The 15,668-nt window shown below is 69.8% G+C and carries 12 protein-coding genes; 9 read left to right on the forward strand and 3 right to left on the reverse strand.

Annotation, left to right across the window (positions count from 1 at the left end; translation table 11 throughout):
* Positions 1 to 79: 79 nt before the first annotated feature.
* From ACLLJJ_RS41100 to ACLLJJ_RS41140, 9 genes are all read left to right on the forward strand, one after another.
* Positions 80 to 1,528: a class I adenylate-forming enzyme family protein gene (locus ACLLJJ_RS41100; protein ID WP_434599908.1), complete on the forward strand. Its 1,449-nt coding sequence runs from the start codon at positions 80 to 82 to the stop codon at positions 1,526 to 1,528.
* Positions 1,525 to 2,793, forward strand: coding sequence for a beta-ketoacyl-ACP synthase II (fabF, locus tag ACLLJJ_RS41105; RefSeq protein WP_434599909.1), 1,269 nt, complete (start codon positions 1,525 to 1,527; stop codon positions 2,791 to 2,793). Before ACLLJJ_RS41100 ends, fabF begins: the two co-directional genes overlap by 4 nt.
* A 28-nt stretch (positions 2,794 to 2,821) precedes the next feature.
* Positions 2,822 to 3,739 (forward strand): phytanoyl-CoA dioxygenase family protein, encoded by a 918-nt coding sequence (locus ACLLJJ_RS41110; protein ID WP_434599910.1) that lies wholly within the window; start codon positions 2,822 to 2,824, stop codon positions 3,737 to 3,739.
* A gap of 78 nt (positions 3,740 to 3,817) precedes the next feature.
* Positions 3,818 to 5,086 carry an aldehyde dehydrogenase family protein gene (locus tag ACLLJJ_RS41115; RefSeq protein ID WP_434599911.1) on the forward strand — a complete coding sequence of 423 codons (1,269 nt, stop codon included), beginning with the start codon at positions 3,818 to 3,820 and terminating at the stop codon, positions 5,084 to 5,086.
* On the forward strand, positions 5,079 to 6,746 hold the full coding sequence (locus ACLLJJ_RS41120) for a thiamine pyrophosphate-binding protein (RefSeq protein ID WP_434599912.1): 1,668 nt from the start codon (positions 5,079 to 5,081) through the stop codon (positions 6,744 to 6,746). Before ACLLJJ_RS41115 ends, ACLLJJ_RS41120 begins: the two co-directional genes overlap by 8 nt.
* A gap of 93 nt (positions 6,747 to 6,839) precedes the next feature.
* Positions 6,840 to 7,952, forward strand: coding sequence for a glycoside hydrolase family 5 protein (locus ACLLJJ_RS41125; RefSeq protein ID WP_434599913.1), 1,113 nt, complete (start codon positions 6,840 to 6,842; stop codon positions 7,950 to 7,952).
* A gap of 32 nt (positions 7,953 to 7,984) precedes the next feature.
* Positions 7,985 to 9,754 carry a fatty acyl-AMP ligase gene (locus ACLLJJ_RS41130; RefSeq protein WP_434599914.1) on the forward strand — a complete coding sequence of 590 codons (1,770 nt, stop codon included), beginning with the start codon at positions 7,985 to 7,987 and terminating at the stop codon, positions 9,752 to 9,754.
* 109 nt (positions 9,755 to 9,863) lie between these two features.
* Positions 9,864 to 10,103: a phosphopantetheine-binding protein gene (locus ACLLJJ_RS41135; protein WP_434599915.1), complete on the forward strand. Its 240-nt coding sequence runs from the start codon at positions 9,864 to 9,866 to the stop codon at positions 10,101 to 10,103.
* 31 nt (positions 10,104 to 10,134) lie between these two features.
* The gene (locus tag ACLLJJ_RS41140; RefSeq protein WP_434599916.1) at positions 10,135 to 12,270 is read left to right on the forward strand and encodes a prolyl oligopeptidase family serine peptidase; all 2,136 of its coding nucleotides are present in this window, start codon (positions 10,135 to 10,137) and stop codon (positions 12,268 to 12,270) included.
* Positions 12,271 to 12,339: 69 nt separating this feature from the next.
* Here the strand turns inward: ACLLJJ_RS41140 and ACLLJJ_RS41145 are convergent, their stop codons facing one another.
* From ACLLJJ_RS41145 to ACLLJJ_RS41155, 3 genes are all read right to left on the reverse strand, one after another.
* The gene (locus ACLLJJ_RS41145) at positions 12,340 to 13,053 is read right to left on the reverse strand and encodes a GAP family protein (protein ID WP_434599917.1); all 714 of its coding nucleotides are present in this window, start codon (positions 13,051 to 13,053) and stop codon (positions 12,340 to 12,342) included.
* Positions 13,054 to 13,255: 202 nt separating this feature from the next.
* Positions 13,256 to 14,473, reverse strand: a complete 1,218-nt coding sequence (locus ACLLJJ_RS41150) for a cytochrome P450 (protein ID WP_434599918.1) — start codon at positions 14,471 to 14,473, stop codon at positions 13,256 to 13,258.
* A 16-nt stretch (positions 14,474 to 14,489) separates the two neighbouring features.
* On the reverse strand, positions 14,490 to 15,575 hold the full coding sequence (locus ACLLJJ_RS41155; RefSeq protein WP_434599919.1) for an IS701 family transposase: 1,086 nt from the start codon (positions 15,573 to 15,575) through the stop codon (positions 14,490 to 14,492).
* Positions 15,576 to 15,668 lie beyond the last annotated feature (93 nt).

The following is a 15,668-nucleotide window of genomic DNA, read 5'->3' on the forward strand; positions in this document are numbered from 1 at the left end:
ACACCCGCGTCGGGATCACCGAGACAGGAGATGACATGCCGGCAGAGCAACGATGTGCCGCGTTCGACAGGTGCAGGCCATGAGCCTGCTCGTCGAAGAGGCCGGCAGCGCGATCGATCCCCTCGTCCGGCCGGGATCCGAGGACTCCACGACTGCCGAGGCCCTGGCCGAGGCGGGGGTGCGGCCCAACCACCGGGTGGCGCTGTACGCGGACAACTCCGCGGCCTTCGTGAGGGCGTTGCTCGGACTCATGCACTTGGGCGCCGGCATCGCGCTGGTCGACCGGGCCCGCTCGGCGCACTCCGCGGAGCGTGCCGCTGTGCAGGCCGGTGCCAACTGGCTGCTCCAGGACACAGGTTCGCCGGCGGAGCTGACGGGTGCGCTGCCCGTGCTCGACCTGACCGCTCTGGTCGGTGCCCGGGTCCCCGCGGAAGCACCGCACGGGTCCCCTGCGTCCCGGCTGCGCCTCGACGCGTGGGAGCGGCGCGCCGACGCACTCGTCACCTGGTCGTCCGGGTCCACGGGCGAGCCAAAGATGATCGTGCGCTCAGGCGCGAGCATCATGGCCAACACCCACAGATCCGCGCAGCGCATGGGCTATCGCCCGGCCGATGTACTCGCGCCACTGTTGCCGTTCTCCCACCAGTACGGGTTTTCACTGGTGCTGCTTGCCCACATGGCGCGATGCGGCCTGCTGCTGGCACCCTACCGACGGCTCGATCGCGCCCTGCGGGTGCTCGCCGAGCACGGCGCGACCGCGGTGGACGCCACCCCCTCCACGTACCGTTCGCTGCTGCGGCTGCTGAAGCGCCGCCCGGCGCTGGCGGACCAAAGGGACCGGATTCGCCTGTGGTGCGTGGGCGGGGCGCCCCTCGACGACCGGCTGGCCCGCGATTTCCACGCCGTGATGGGCGGACCGCTCCTTGACGGCTACGGCACCTCCGAGCTGGGCAACATCGCGCTCGCCGCGCCTGGCGACCCCGATCTCTGCCTGCCACTGGACGGGGTGGAGGTGACGATCCGCGACGAGCAGGGCCGCAGCCTTCCGGCGGGCCGGCCGGGCGAGGTCTGGGTGCAGACCCCCGACGTGATGTCCGGCTACCTCGCGCCCGACGGCGGTGCGCCCACGCCCGTGAGGCCGGGCGCCTACCGGACGCACGACCTGGGGGTGCTCGACGACCGGGGGAGCCTGCGGGTGCTGGGCCGGCTGTCCGCACTCACCCGGCACGGATACACGCTCTACCCGGCGCACCTGGCACGCAAGGCAGAGCAGTGCGGACGCCCGGTGCATGTGGCGCCCATCGAGGACGAGCGGGGCGGCCTGCGGCTGGTCTACCTGGTCGAGGATCCGCACCAACGCCCGGCCGCCGAGTGGCACGCGCGATTCGCGGCGGTTCTCGAACGCTACGAACTGCCCAATCTCGTCGTGGTCATGGACAGCTTTCCAGTGAACAGCAAGGACAAAACTGATCTCCCCTCGCTCGAAGAACGGGCCCGGCGGGACTTTCACCAAGGGAGAAGAACGTGAGCAGCGCCATACGTTCGCACCGTGCGGGCCGGGTCGTCGTCACCGGTCGGGGAGTGGTCTCACCACTGGGCCTGAGCTGGCCCGAGACCTGGGCCAACCTGTTGGACGGGCGCAGTGGCATCGGCCAGCTGACCGGTATCGAGACACAGGACCTCCCGGTGCGGATCGGCGGGGAGATCAAGGATTTCGACCCCGAGGCCTACCTCCCGCGAAAGATCGCGCGCCGGATGGACCGCTCGGTACAGCTGGCGCTGGTCGCTGCCGAGGAGGCGGTCCGGGATGCGGGCCTGGAAATCACGGCGGAACTCGCCCCCCGGGTCGCCGTGGTGCTGGGGTCCGCCAGCGGTCCCACACGTTCCTCGGTCGCCGCGCAGGAGGCGCTGGTCCAACGCGGGCCGCGAGCGGTCAGCCCGTTCTTCTTCGCCACCAGCAGTGTGGACGCGGCGGCGGGCGAGGTGTCACTGCGGTTCGGCCTGCAGGGCTCGTCGACCTGCATGACCACGGCCTGCGCCACCGGCAGCACCTGTCTGGGCGAGGCCATGCGCATGATCCGCCTCGGCGTGGCAGACGTGGTAATCGCAGGCGGTGTGGACGACTCCATCACCCGGCTCGACATCAACGGTGCGGCGATGTCGCAGGCCCTGTCACGCCGCAACGACGATCCGCAGAAGGCCTGTCGGCCCTTCGACAAGGCGCGCGACGGCTTTGTGATGAGCGCGGGCGCCGGCGTGGTCGTGCTGGAGAGCGAGGAGCACGCTCAGCACCGTGGGGCGAGAGTCCACGCCGAACTCGCCGGCTACGGAGCGACGACCGACGCGTACCACGTCACCGCCCCGCACCCGGAAGGGCTGCCCGCTCAGCGGGCGGCCCGCCAGGCCCTGGCCGACGCCGGTGTCACACCGGCGGACGTCGGCTACATCAACGCGCACGGCACCAGCACCCCGAAGAACGACACCACCGAGGTCAAGGTAATCCGGAGTGTCTTCGGGGACCGTGCCGAAGCCATCCCGATCAGCTCGATCAAGAGCATGACGGGGCACATGCTCGGCGCCGCAGGGGCCGTCGAGGCCATTGCCGCGATGGAAGCCATCAAGACCGGTCAGGTCCCTCCGACGATCAACTGTGACGATCCCGAGGACCCCGGCCTGAACTTCGTCGCACACAAGGCACAGACACACGCGGTGGACGTCGCCGTCAGCAACTCCTTCGGCTTCGGCGGACACAACGCCGTGCTCGTGCTGCGGCAGTGGCGCCCCGCGCAGTGATCGTTCAAGGAAGAGAGGAAAAACCATCGTGGAGACAGCTCCCCGAGAGCCGGCCGAGACGGCCACTTACACCCCGCACCCCGGCCGCCCGGCCGTACCGCTCTACCGCGCGCCCTACGACTGGCCGGCCATCGAAGAGAGTGTCCGCACGGTCGGCGCGGCCATCGTGCCGGGGCTTGTGGCACGTTCACTCGTCGACGACTTCAATCGCGAACTCGACGCCTGGCTCCAGGACAACCCCCGCACCACGGGGTCGGACACCGGCTCGCAGCTGTACGACAAGTTCCTCGGCCGCAAGACGCTGCGGCTGCACGGGGTACCCGGGAAGATCCAGGCGTCGCACCCCCTCATCGCCCATGCCGAGATCGTTGCGAGCATGCGGCGCATGCTCGGCCACTGGTCCAACGAGATCCTGCTCAGCCTCGCCGAGCTGATCCAGATAGGCCCGCGCGAGTCGGCGCAGTTGATCCACCGGGACACCGGCTCCTGGTGGCCGCACCTGCCCCGCGAGGAGCACCCGTGGAATGTCACCGCGATGATCGCGCTGACGCCCTTCACCGAGGAGACCGGGGCGACCCGGGTGGTACCCGGCAGCTGCCAGTGGCCCCTCGGTGAACGACCAAGAATGGATCAGATCTCGCGCGCGGTCATGGAGCCGGGTGACGCGCTGCTCTTCCGCGGGGACGTCCTGCACGGCGGCGGCGCCAACAAGACCAAGGACCAGGCGCGACGCGGGCTGGCGCTCAGCTACTGCGCGGGCTGGCTGCGCCCGGTGGACAACAACATGCTGGCGGTTCCGCCGAAGAAGGCCGCCGCGCTCGGGGACGACCTGCTCGCGCTGTTGGGATACGTCGCCCATGACGCCACCCGGGTCGACGGAGGTTTGGTCGGCATGTACGACAACGGCGATCCGCTGAAGGCCCTGCGCCGCGGCGACTTCGCCTGAGCTACCGGCCCGACCCTCGCCCACCAGGGCCGATCATCCCCGTCCGACCGCAGGTCATCCCCGATCACAGGAGGAAACGTGTCCGAACCACTGGCAGGCGCGGCCCCGCGCGGGAGCGCCGTCACGGTGCGGGGTGCGCCGCCCGGCAGCAGCCCCGGCGACCTCGCCGAGCAGGCGGCCGGGGTGCTGTGGGACAACCGCGCGGAGTTGGTAGCCACCCTGGAGACGTTCGGGACGCGGACGGCGGCAGTCGACGAGATCAGCAACTCCGTTGCCGCGTTGCGCGGCGCATCGGCCGAGCTGGCCGCGCATCGTCCTCGTACCGTAGGAGGCCTGGGTGTTTTCCTGCCGTCGAACAACGTCCTTTACTCGTACGTACTGTTCGGCCTCATTCCTCTGCTCTACTCCTCGCACATCACGATGCGCCCCTCCCAGCGGGTCGCATCCCAGTCCCAGCACATCCACCGGATCATCACGTCGGACGCGGCCTTCCGCGGAACACTGCCCATCGAACTCGTATCACTGACGCAGCGCCAATTCATCGCCAGATGCGCGGAGTCGGACGTCGTGGTTTTCAACGGACGCCCCGCCAACGCCCTTGCGGTGGGCGACCGGCTACCGGACCGCACCGCTCTCCTCGCCTTCGGCTCGGGGCCGAACCCCGTGGTCGTCGGCGCGGACGCCGATGTGAAAACCGTCGCCGAGGACGTGGTGCGTACCCGCCTGTACAACTCGGGTCAGGACTGTCTGTGCCCCGACATCGTCTTCGCGCACGACGACGTGGCCGACGACCTCCTCACAGCGATGGGCGAGGCCGTGGCGAATGTTCCTGTCGGGCCGCTCGCCGACCCCACCACGACCGTGGCGCCGCTGAGTTACCCGGACGCGGTGGAGCAGGCGGCCGCCTTCCTGTCGAACCACCCCGGCCGGACGGTGACCGGCGGGCAGGCGGATCTCACGACCGGCCTCGTCACGCCCACCGTGATCGACCTTCCCTGGGACCCGTCCTTCCGCCCGCCGGAGTTCTTCTCGCCCGTCATCTGTGTCATGCGGTACTCGTCGGGTGAGGACATCGTCAAGTGGCTGGACAGCCCCTCCGAACGCCGACGCGGCATGTACGTATCGGTCTACGGAGAGAGCGCCGTCCGCGGGCAGCGAGCAGGTAACAGTGTCGTCCTGCGCGAACAGACCGCGCTCGACGCCGAAAACGGCAACGAACCACTCGGCGGATACGGCCCCGAAGCCAGCCATGTGCGGGTGGGCTCGTCGCTGACCGCGCGCCCGCTCCTGTTGTCCGCGGAACTGGGACCGACCCGAGCCGGAACCGTGCGAGCCCTCCATGGCTGAGGCGGTGCGCGACGCAGCCGCCCAGGACTGCTGGAGCGTGGTGTCTCACACCCTCGCGGACGCCGGTGTGCGGATGGTCCTCGGCATTCCGTCCGACGAACCAGGGCTCCTGGACGCGGCGCAGATCCTCCCCCAGCTCGATGTCAGGGTCGTCGGGGACCAGCGGATCGCCGCCTGCGCGGCCGTCGGCTATGCCATCACGAGCCGGGAGCCGGTTGTCCTGGCCCTCAACTCCGGACCGAGCTTCGCCAACGCCCTGGCAGGACTGCTGGAAGCCGCGTCGCTGTCCGTGCCCCTCGTCGTCATCACCACCCGGGTCCCCGCCGAACACATCGGGCAGGGTGCCTTCCAGCATCTGGAGCAGCTGCGGATGGTGGAGTCCCTGGCCGGCTGGACCCACCTCGTCGAGACCCCGGTGCAGCTTGCCTGGGCCGTCCGACGGGCCGTGCGGCTGGCTATCGACGCGGGGCCCTGTCTGACCGTGGTCGAGATCGCGGAGGAGGTGACGACGGCAGAGGTCGCGGTGCCCGCCGCCCTGCCCCCCGTTCGCCGCACGCGCGGCCTGCCGCCGCAGGCCGAGTTGGACACCGCGGCCGCCGCACTGCGTAACGCCCGGAGACCCGTTGTCGTGGCAGGGGGCGGAACGCGCTGGTCCGACGCCGGCGGGCTGGGGAAACTGGCCGACCTGCTGGCCTGCCCCGTCTTCACCACCGCCGCGGGCCGGGGCGTCATCGATGAGGATCACGAGCGCGCGTTCGGACTTGTCGGCCTCTACACCACACCCCCCGCGGGCAGGCTCCTGGAGGGCGCGGACCTGCTTCTGGTCCTGGGCAGCAAGCTGGAGGAGACCGCGCGGATGGGCTGGGAGTCCTGGCGGACCACCGACATCATCCAGGTCGATCACTCGGTGCGGGCCTTCGGCGAGGGCTGCCCGGTGCAGCAGGCGCTGCTCGGCGACGTCGGAATGGTCGTCGACGAGCTGGTCACCCGGCTAGATGCCCAGGGAACGGATCCCGACATCGCATGGTCCGCGGTGCAGCGCGACGTAGCCGAAGGACAGCGCCGGCACGCATCGGCGGGCTTCGCCACCTCCCCCGTACGAACGGTCCTGCGCGCAGCGCAGGAGGTCCTGGGGACGGACCTCAACCTGGTCCAGGAGAACGGGCTGCACGACATCTGGAGCTACCACTATCCCGTGCTGTCGCTCGACCGGGGCACCTCCGTCGTGTGCCCCGGCGAGCAGACGATGATGGGATTCGGCCTGGGCGCAGCAGTCGGCGCGGCGCTGGCCCGCCCGGAGCGGCCCACTGTGCTGCTGGCCGGTGACAGCGCCTTCCGGATGAGCGTCGGCGCACTCGACGTGCTGCGGTTCCACGAACTGGGCGTGATCGTCGTGGTCTTCGACAACGCCGGCTTCGGCTGGCCCAGACGCTCACGGACCGGGGACCGGGCCAGAGCCCTGACCCGGTGGTCGGCGGACGGGGCCGACCGGGTGGCGGAGGCGTTCGGCGGATGGGGAGCGGCCGTCGAAGACCCGCAGGAACTGGATGCAACGCTGCGGGAGGCCGCTGCACGCGCCCGTAAAGGCCAGTTCTCGGTCATCCGCGTACCGGTCCCCGACGACGACGTGCCACTCGGCATAGAAGCCGCCGGGTACTGACCGGCGCACGCATCCGGCGGACGGGGTGATTCATCCCGGCACGCACTGACAACGAGGCTTCCGCCAGGCACTGGGGGAGGACCAGGGAGAGACATGGACAACACGAAGCTCCCCCGTTGGCGGGGGTTTAACCTGCACCAGATGTTCGCCACCAGCGCCCGCTGGAGCGAACTGATGCCGATGGACAACAACCGGGTCAGCGAGGACGACTTCCGGTGGGCGCGCGACTGGGGATTCGACTTCGTCCGGGTCCCGTTCTCGTACCTCTACTTCATCGGGGACGGTGAGCGGCGGCAGTACCCCGAGGACCGGCTGGCCATCCTCGACCGGGTCGTGGAACTGGGGGCCGCCTACGACCTGCACGTCTCCCTCAACATGTGGCGTGCCCCCGGCCACACCAATTTCGGCTACCCCTACAACGAGCCCGAGCACGGCACCCTGTGGGTGCCTGACGAGTACGGCTCCCAGGACCTGTTCGTCCACTTCTGGGAGATCCTCGCCGAGCGCTACCGTGGCACACCTTCGAAGCGGCTCAGTTTCGACATCGTCAACGAGCCCCCCGCCACGGACCTCGTGCCCGCCCTCGCGGACAGCGACATCCTGGCGGTGTACGCGGCGGCCGTCCGCGCCATCCGCGCGAAGGACCCCGAGCGGCTGATGCTCGTCGAGGGGCTCGACTGGGCCTACACCCCGGTACCCGCGGACTGGTGCGCCGCACACGGGGTCGCGCAGAGTCTGCACGGTTTCGCACCGCTGGCCCTGTCGCACCACCACTGCGAGTACTCGCCACAGGGACTCGACCTGACCAGCAACGAACCGTCCTGGCCCATGCGGTTGCCGGCGCCGCCACCCGAGATCGAAGAGCCCGTCAGGACACTGCTGCAGGGACGCGGAGTGATCGGGGAGACCCACTGGGACCGCGACCGGCTTGCGGCCTCCCTCCAGCCATGGTTCGACCTCGCGGCCTCCGGTGTCGGAGTGCACGCCGGGGAGACCGGTGCGCACAACAAGGTTCCGCACGACGTCGTGCTGCCCTGGCTGGACGACACGCTGGGGCTGCTGACTGATCACGGCATCGGCTACGCGCTGTGGAACCTGCGGGGGCCCTTCGGGGTGCTCGACTCCGGGCGCGCCGACGTCGCCTACGAGGACTGGCACGGACACCAGTTGGACCACGAGATGCTGCGCATCCTGCAAAAGCACTGAGCCGGCGCCAGGGAAACGAAAGGACTCAGCACATGTGGACCGAGGCCAACCCCGCCGCCCTGGACGTGCGCGTGGACGGACTGGTGGCCAGGGTGAGGGAACTCGCTTGTACCTCCGGCGACGACCCGGCCGTTTCCTTCGCGGAGTACGACGACGACCCCGACGGACTCATCCGCACGGTCACCTACGCGGAACTGGACCTGAAGGCACGTGCCGTCGCCGCCTGCCTGCAGAAGGAGGCCCCGGCTGGATCCCGCGTCGCCGTCGTCTGCCCGCACGAGATCTCCTACGTGCTGGCCTTCCTCGGGTGCCTGTACGCCGGGCTGGTGGCCGTACCGCTGCCCGCACCCGACGTCCACCGGACCCGGGACAGGATCAGCGCGGTGCTCGCTGACGCCGATCCGCTCCTGGTCCTGACCACCGCGGAGACGGCCGGGCGCGTCACCCCGCTGCTCGCCCCCCCGGGGGCTCCCCACCCCAAAGTGCTGATCATCGACGAACTGGTCGAGGAAGGTGCCCGGGACTGGCGGGAGCCGCGCCTCTCCTCGTCGTCGCTGGCCTATCTCCAGTACACCTCGGGGTCCACCGGCACCCCCAGCGGTGTCCGGGTCACCCATGGCAACCTCGCCGCGAACGTACGGCAGATCGCGGCGGTGACGGTGTACCTGCAACCCCGCTGTGTCATCGCGAGCTGGGTCCCCTTCTTCCACGACATGGGTCTGATCATGGGGCTCGCCATACCACTCAGCCTGGGTGCCCACGCGGTGAACGTCAGCCCCGGCGCGTTCATTCAGTCGCCGTACCGGTGGATGAAACTCATCACCGACTTCCGTGCGGTCTGGGCCGGCGGGCCCAACTTCGCGTACGAACTATGCATCGACCGCATCACCGACGCCCAGAAGCGGACGCTGGACCTCAGCTCGCTGGAAGGGATGGTCAACGCCAGCGAAGTCGTACGCCCGCACAGTATGGACCGGTTCAACCGGGCCTTTGCCGCGTGCGGTCTGCGCGAGGGGTTGGACGGACCCGCCTACGGTCTCGCGGAGGCCACCCTCGGGGTGACCGCGCCGCCCGTCGGGGTCAAGCCGGAGCTGGTGTACGCCTTCGACCGTGACGCCCTCGCCGGAGGGCGGGCGCAGCCCGTCGCCGACACGGCACCGGGCGCCCGGCAGATGGTGACGTGCGGGGTACCGCTGCAGGACGTCCACATCACGATCGTCGACCCCGAGACCTGGACAAAGGCCGGCGAGGGGGAGGTGGGGGAGATCTGGATACAGGGACCCAACGTCGCCGACGGCTACTGGCGCAGACCGGAGCGGACCGAAGAGGTGTTCAGGGCCCGCTGCGTCGGGTCGGACGGCGCCCCGGTGCTGGGCGAATGGCTGCGCACCGGTGACCTGGGATTCCAGCACCGGGGACTGCTGTTCATCGCGGGCCGACTGAAGGACCTGGTCATCATCGACGGGAAGAACCACGACCCGTCCGACATCGAGTTCACCGTGCAGACCTCTCTCGACGAGGACTTGGGAATCGGCGGGACGGCCGTCTTCTCGATCGACGCGGCCGACGGCGAGCAGGTCGTTGCCGTCGTCGAGGTCCGCAACCAGGGAGCAGACCTGCAGCGCGTCCGGACCGACGTCCGCCGGGCGGTGTCGGCCGGGCACGGCATCACCGTCACCGAAGTCGTCCTCACCGCCTGGGGCGGAATCCCACGCACCAGCAGCCGCAAGGTCAAGCGTGGACTGTGCCGGGACCACTACCTGCGTGGAGAGCTGATCCCCGCACGCCTCGGGTCCGCGTGAGCCCGGCCCTTCGGGCGGCGCCGTGCCCGCGCGGCAGCCCCGCACCGCTCCGTGACACACACGGGAACGTTCGGACCATCCATCACCACTCACCGAGAAGAGAGAAACCATGAACCGAGAAGAAGCCTTCCAGAACCTCGCCCTCGTCGTGTCGGACGTGGCGTCCGTGGCCGTCTCCGACATCACGGACGACCAGACCTTCCTGGAGGATCTGGACATCGACTCCCTCGAACTGGTCGAGCTGGGCGTGACGGTGGAGGAGAAGTTCTCCGTGAAGATCCCCGACGACGTCCTGGGAACCCTGAAGACGGTGGGCGCCATGGCCGACTTCATAGCCAAGCAGCCGTAGCACCGAAAGGGACGACGCCACGATGGGCAGCATGGGCGAAGAGGCGGCCCCACCGGCGCCGCGCGACGACACGGCCGACCAGCTCTTCGGCCGTGTCGTCGCCGACCCCTACCGGTGGCTGGAGGAGGCGACGTCGGAGCGGACCGTGCGCTGGCTCCGCTACCAGCACGACCGGTTCGACACCGGCGTCCGGTCGCACAGCACGCGTGCGGCCTGGCACCGTCAGGTCCGGTCGCTGTCCGGCGCGGAGCTGATCGGGGTCCCGCTGTGGCGGGCCGACCGGTGCTTCTTCGAGTACACGGGGCCGGGCCGCGAACAGCCGGTCCTGTGTACGGCCACTGCCTCCGGCTCCGTACGGACCGTCCTGGACCCGGCGGCCGGCGACCCGTCGGGCCGTACGGTCCTCGGTCCGTGGTCGCCGTCCCCCGACGGCGCCCTGATCGCCTGCCAGTTGGCGGTTGAAGGACGGGAAGAGCCCAACTTGCGCGTCCTCGACGCGAGGACCGGGCGGTGCGTTGAGCGGCCCGTCGACCGGACCCGCGGCCCGGCTCCGGCCTGGGTCGCGGGCCAGGACGGTTACTTCTACGTCCGAGGGCGTGCACCCGGCGCGATCCCGGCAGATGATGTGCGCCTGTATCGGCGGGTCCACTGGCATCGGATCGGCACCGACCCGGACACCGATCCGCCCGTCCTGGGCGACGGCATGGACCCGAGCGCCGCCTACACCCTGTCCGTCAGCGACGACGGGCGCTGGCTCGTGGTGGGGGTGCGCGTGGGTAGCCGGCGGGGCAACCGGCTGTGGCTGGCCGACCTCACCGCAGGCCCGCTCGACAAGCCCGACTTTCACCCGGTCCGCTCCACCGAGGGCAGCCATTCCGCGGTGGAGATCGGCCCGGACGGTACGGCCCGTGTCCTGACCGACGACGGCGCGAGCGGCAGAAGGCTCTGCGCCTTCGATCCCCGTAGCCCCGACGACCCCTGGACCGAGGTGATCGCCGAGCGGCCCGACGCGGTGCTTGAGGAGGCAGTGCTGATCGAGGGGCCGCACGCCCGCCCCTCGATCCTGGCCTTGTGGTCCCGTGAGGCCTGCGGCGAACTGACCCTGCACGACGACGATTCCGGGAAGCAGACGGCCCGCGCGCAGCTGCCCGGCGCCGGCACGGTCACCCGGCTGACGACCCGGCCCGGGGGCGGCAGCGAAGTATGGTTCTCCTACACCGACTACACGACGGCCTCGCGCGTCCTGCGCTATGACGCGCACGACGGCCTTGTCGCCCCCTGGCGACCCCCGGACCACGCCTCGGCCCCCATGGCGGGCCGTGCCCCGGACGCCGAGTGGGCAACAACCCTGCGGGTGCACTACCTGTCGGCCGACGGGGTGCGCGTCACGATGGCACTCGTTGTGCCGCGGGACCCTGCGGGTGCCCCGCGCACCCCCCGGCCCCTGCTCATGCGTGGTTACGGAGGCTTCGGGGTGAGCGCGCGACCGCACTACGGGCCGGACGTCGCGGCTTGGGTCCGGGCGGGCGGCGTGTTCGCCGAACCGCATGTCCGCGGCGGCGGCGAATACGGGGAGCGGTGGCACCGCGCCGGCACTCGGGCGGACAAGCAGCGCACCTTCGACGATTTTCACGCCGCTGCCCGCTGGCTGATCGACGAGGGGTGGACGACGCCGCAACAGCTGGCCATCGCCGGCACGTCCAACGGCGGACTGCTCGTCGGCGCAGCCGCGGTGCAGCAGCCGCAGCTGTACGCCGCAGTGAGCTGCGCGGCCCCGCTGCTCGACATGGTGCGCTACGAGCGGTCCGGTCTGGGCCCGGCCTGGGTCCATGAGTACGGTAGTGCGAGCGATCCCGAGGAACTGCAGTGGCTGCTGTCCTACTCGCCGTACCACCAGGTACGCGAGGGACGGGCCTATCCGGCGGTCCTGCTGTCGGCCTTCGACAACGACACCCGGGTGGACTCCCTGCACGCACGCAAGATGTGCGCGGCGCTCCAGCACGCCGTGCCTGATCCCGCCCGCGTGCTGCTGCGCTGCGAAGACCTGGGGCACGGAACACGGTCGTGGAGCGCCGCGACGGGCTTCGCCGCGGACGTACTCACCTTCCTCGCGGCAGGCACCGGCCTGGCGGCGCCCACCCCAGGCACCGCACGCCTCCCGCGCTGAGCGCCACTCAACAGTGGGAACAACACGCCGGGGCAGCCCGTGTCATGGGCCCCCGGCGTACGAGCGTGCTCAGGAGCCGAACATCTCCGGGAACCACAGGCGGGCCGCCGCGTCCCGGGCGACCAGGAACCCGACAATGACCAGCACCCACCCCAGGGCGCCGTCGGCCCTCTTGGAAATCCATGCGTTCAGGCGGTCCAGCAGGGGTTCGATCCGGGCCCGTGCAGTGGCCCGCCCGACGAGCAGGACCAGGGCCGGGAGCACCATGACCACGCAATAGCCCGCCAACAGGGCCACGACGGCAGCGCCGTTGAGGCCGGAGGTGGTCAGCATGCCGATGGCTCCCAGGTACGGGAGCATGGTGGCCACCTCCACGAGCGCGGCGAGCAGCGCGAGCCCGACGATGAACACCACCGACGACGAGCGGGCGTCGGAGCGGTCGTGCCACCGGCCGGACGCGGAGGCGGAATCCCTCTCGCCCTTCTTCGGGGCGAAGCGGAAGCTCAGCAGGAACAGCACTACGCCGACGGCCAGTTGGATCCACAGAGCGCTGCGGCTCTCCAGGGCGTCCCCGGTGGCGGAGAACACCGCCCCCGCTCCGAGCACGACGAGCAGACCCACACCGAAGTAGAAGGCCGAAATGGTGGCGAGGTAGATGAGAATTCTGCCCGCGCCGACACGGGCCGGCGAGAGCATCAGCCACACCGGGATGAACAAGGTGCCCAGGCTGGCACTGTCCAGCAGTGCGAGGCCCGCCAGTGACAGTAGTAATCCGGTGTTCAAGTGTTCTCTCCTTGTGCATCGAGCCCCGTCACGGGTGTGGGCTCGGTAACGGGCGCACGGTGCGCAACACCCTACGCGTGCGCATGGGCCGTACTGGGCGGGGAAGCGCAATCGTCCCGGGTGAACTGGCTCTGGACGAGGCGTCCATGAGGATCCGCCGGGCAGGCTCTGCCCGGCATCGGAGCCCGTGCAGTCGGCCGGTTCAGTCGGCCCGCACGGCAGGAGCCCCCTCGAAGACGACATCCAGCTTCCGCAGCGCCAGGATGCCCCCGAAGGGGTCGTACGCATCCAGGGGAGCGCCGGTTTCCCGCAAGGTCACCCGCTCGAAACGGTCCAGCAGGGCATCCAGCGCGATACGCACCTCAAGCCGCGCCAATGGGGCGCCCAGGCAGAAGTGCACCCCGTTGCCGAAGCCCAGATGAGGATTGGGCGTGCGGGTGATGTCGAAGCGCTCCGGAGCGTCGAAGACCGTCTCGTCGAAGTTTCCCGAGGCCAGCCACACCACGACCACGGCGCCTGCGGGGACTGGCCGGCCGCCGAGCTCGGTGTCCTTTGCGCAGCGGCGCACTACACGGGAGAACGGCGGCCGGTACCGGATGATCTCCTCGATGGCGGTCGGCAGCAGCGACCGGTCGGCCCGCAACCTCGCCACCGCTTCGGGCTGTTCATGGAGACACTGCGCCGCGCTGGCAAGCACCGAGGTGGTGGTGACGTGACCACCCACCAGGAAGATCGTCACGATGCCCACGATCTCGTCGTCCCCCAGCCGCTCACCGTCGACCTCCGCGCGCACCAGGCCGCTGATGAGATCCGGGCCTGGAGTCTCGCGGCGCCGGATCAACTCCTTGCGGAGAAAAGCGTCCATCTCCTCGGTGGTGCGTGCGATTTCGGCGAGGAGCGCGGGCTCCAGATCCAAACCGGTGCGGTTCTGCGAAAGCAGGGCGTCGGACCACACGCGCAGCTTGTGCCGGTGCTGCGCCTCGATGCCGAGCAGCTCCGCCATGACCTGCGTGGTCAACAGAGAGGCGAAATCCTCGATGAAGTCGACGGGCCGGTCCGTGGCAACGTTGTCGAGAAGTTCGGCACAGAGCCCGGTCAGACGTGTCTCCAAGCCGGCCACGCTGCGCGGGCTGAATGCCTTGGACACCAGGTTGCGGAACATGCGGTGCCGGGGCGGGTCCATCAGCGCGAGGTTGCCCGTCGAGAAGATGGCAAGCTCCTCCTCCGGGGTGGTGAACTCGCTGGAAAACGTCTCGTGCTCGGTTATGACCCGCTTGGCCTCCGCGTAGGCGAAGACATGCCACAGGCCCATCGACTCGTCGAAGACGACCGGTTCGGTGGCTCGCATCTGCGCGCTCCAGGCGAACAGTTCGGCGTACGGGCCCGGGGGCGCCGGCACGCTGGGGGGCTGTCCGGACATGTGATTTCTCCTTGCTTCAGTGAACCTGCGGGGTACGGCGGGCGAGGGAGGGCTGCTGCGCGGGCGGAGCGTCCAGGGCGAAGGATCTGAAGGCATGGGCCAGGAGGGACAGTGTGGTGTGCCGATTCCAGCCGGTGACGCTGCGCACCTGGTACTCGTGCAGACCGGCTCCGATCCGGGTCGCGTCGAGGCACTGCCTGATGGCCGACTGGGCCCTTACCGCGCGGATGAACTCCGGGATGGTGGTGGTGGCGGGCCCCGAACACAAGAAGTAGTGGGGGCGGGCCGACCCCGGCGGGTTGTGCGTCAGCATCCAGAAGGTGCGCCCGCTCGGTTCCTGTCGCAACCGCAGAGTGTTCCAGGGCAGGGTGTTCACACGGGACGTCAGGTTGGCCCGCGCCTCGTTGAGGCGCCACTCGGCCCTCATCCGGCGGGGGGCGAGCGCCAGCGCGTCGGCGGGGCGCAGCCGCAGGGCGTAGGGGATCTGGGTGGAGTCGAGCCACCGCCGCAGATCCTCGTCCCACAGGTCGGGGTCGGGCACCGACACCCAGGGGGTGTGCAGGCCGTGCTCAAGCGCCCGCGCGATCATCCTGCGGTTCAGCCCGGCCTTCGTGATGTACGAAACGTCCGGTGGGAGGCCTGCCCCGTCCTGCGGGGACCGGTCCTGGAGCCACTGCCGGGGCATGTAGAGCTCCCGGTCGATCAGGCCGCGTCCCGACTCGGAGGTGTGTCCCAGGAACAGCCCGACCTGGCAGTTCTCCATGCGCTGGTGGGTGCTGGAGTACTGCCAGGCAACTCCCGCGGAGTGTTGTCCCTTCTTGACGAAGGTCTCCCAGATGGGCACCAGGATGCCGTCGTTCTCGGTGCGGGTGTGCTGGAGAACGTACGCGCGCAAGTCGTCGCGCACGGCGTCGGCGTCCCACTTCGCGGTACGCAGCAGGCGCTGCATCCCGTCCGGTCCGGCCTCATGTGCGTGGGTCGCCAGGGAGAAGGCGCTCTTCCGTAGCGTCGGGGACAGTAGCCCTTCCATATAGGCCACCACGCGCCTGCGCGGTTCTGCCCGGCTGAACCGATTCGATATCAGTGCTGCGATCTCTTGCACGCGAAAACTCCCCCATGTCGTGCCAGCATCGTTCAACTGCCACCAAACAGGAGGGGTTGGTGTTACGCGATACATCGGGTGGGGGACCCGTGT

It is taken from the genome of Streptomyces sp. A5-4 (assembly GCF_051131715.1).
Lineage (GTDB): Bacteria > Actinomycetota > Actinomycetes > Streptomycetales > Streptomycetaceae > Streptomyces.

What these genes read in the sequence shown, in the direction of transcription:
- ACLLJJ_RS41100 (WP_434599908.1), top strand. Translation starts at nt 80, where the DNA reads ATGAGCCTGCTCGTCGAAGAGGCCGGCAGCGCGATCGATCCCCTCGTC.
- ACLLJJ_RS41120 (WP_434599912.1), top strand. Translation starts at nt 5,079, where the DNA reads ATGGCTGAGGCGGTGCGCGACGCAGCCGCCCAGGACTGCTGGAGCGTG.
- ACLLJJ_RS41125 (WP_434599913.1), top strand. Translation starts at nt 6,840, where the DNA reads ATGGACAACACGAAGCTCCCCCGTTGGCGGGGGTTTAACCTGCACCAG.
- ACLLJJ_RS41130 (WP_434599914.1), top strand. Translation starts at nt 7,985, where the DNA reads ATGTGGACCGAGGCCAACCCCGCCGCCCTGGACGTGCGCGTGGACGGA.
- ACLLJJ_RS41135 (WP_434599915.1), top strand. Translation starts at nt 9,864, where the DNA reads ATGAACCGAGAAGAAGCCTTCCAGAACCTCGCCCTCGTCGTGTCGGAC.
- ACLLJJ_RS41140 (WP_434599916.1), top strand. Translation starts at nt 10,135, where the DNA reads ATGGGCGAAGAGGCGGCCCCACCGGCGCCGCGCGACGACACGGCCGAC.
- ACLLJJ_RS41150 (WP_434599918.1), bottom strand. Translation starts at nt 14,473, where the DNA reads ATGTCCGGACAGCCCCCCAGCGTGCCGGCGCCCCCGGGCCCGTACGCC.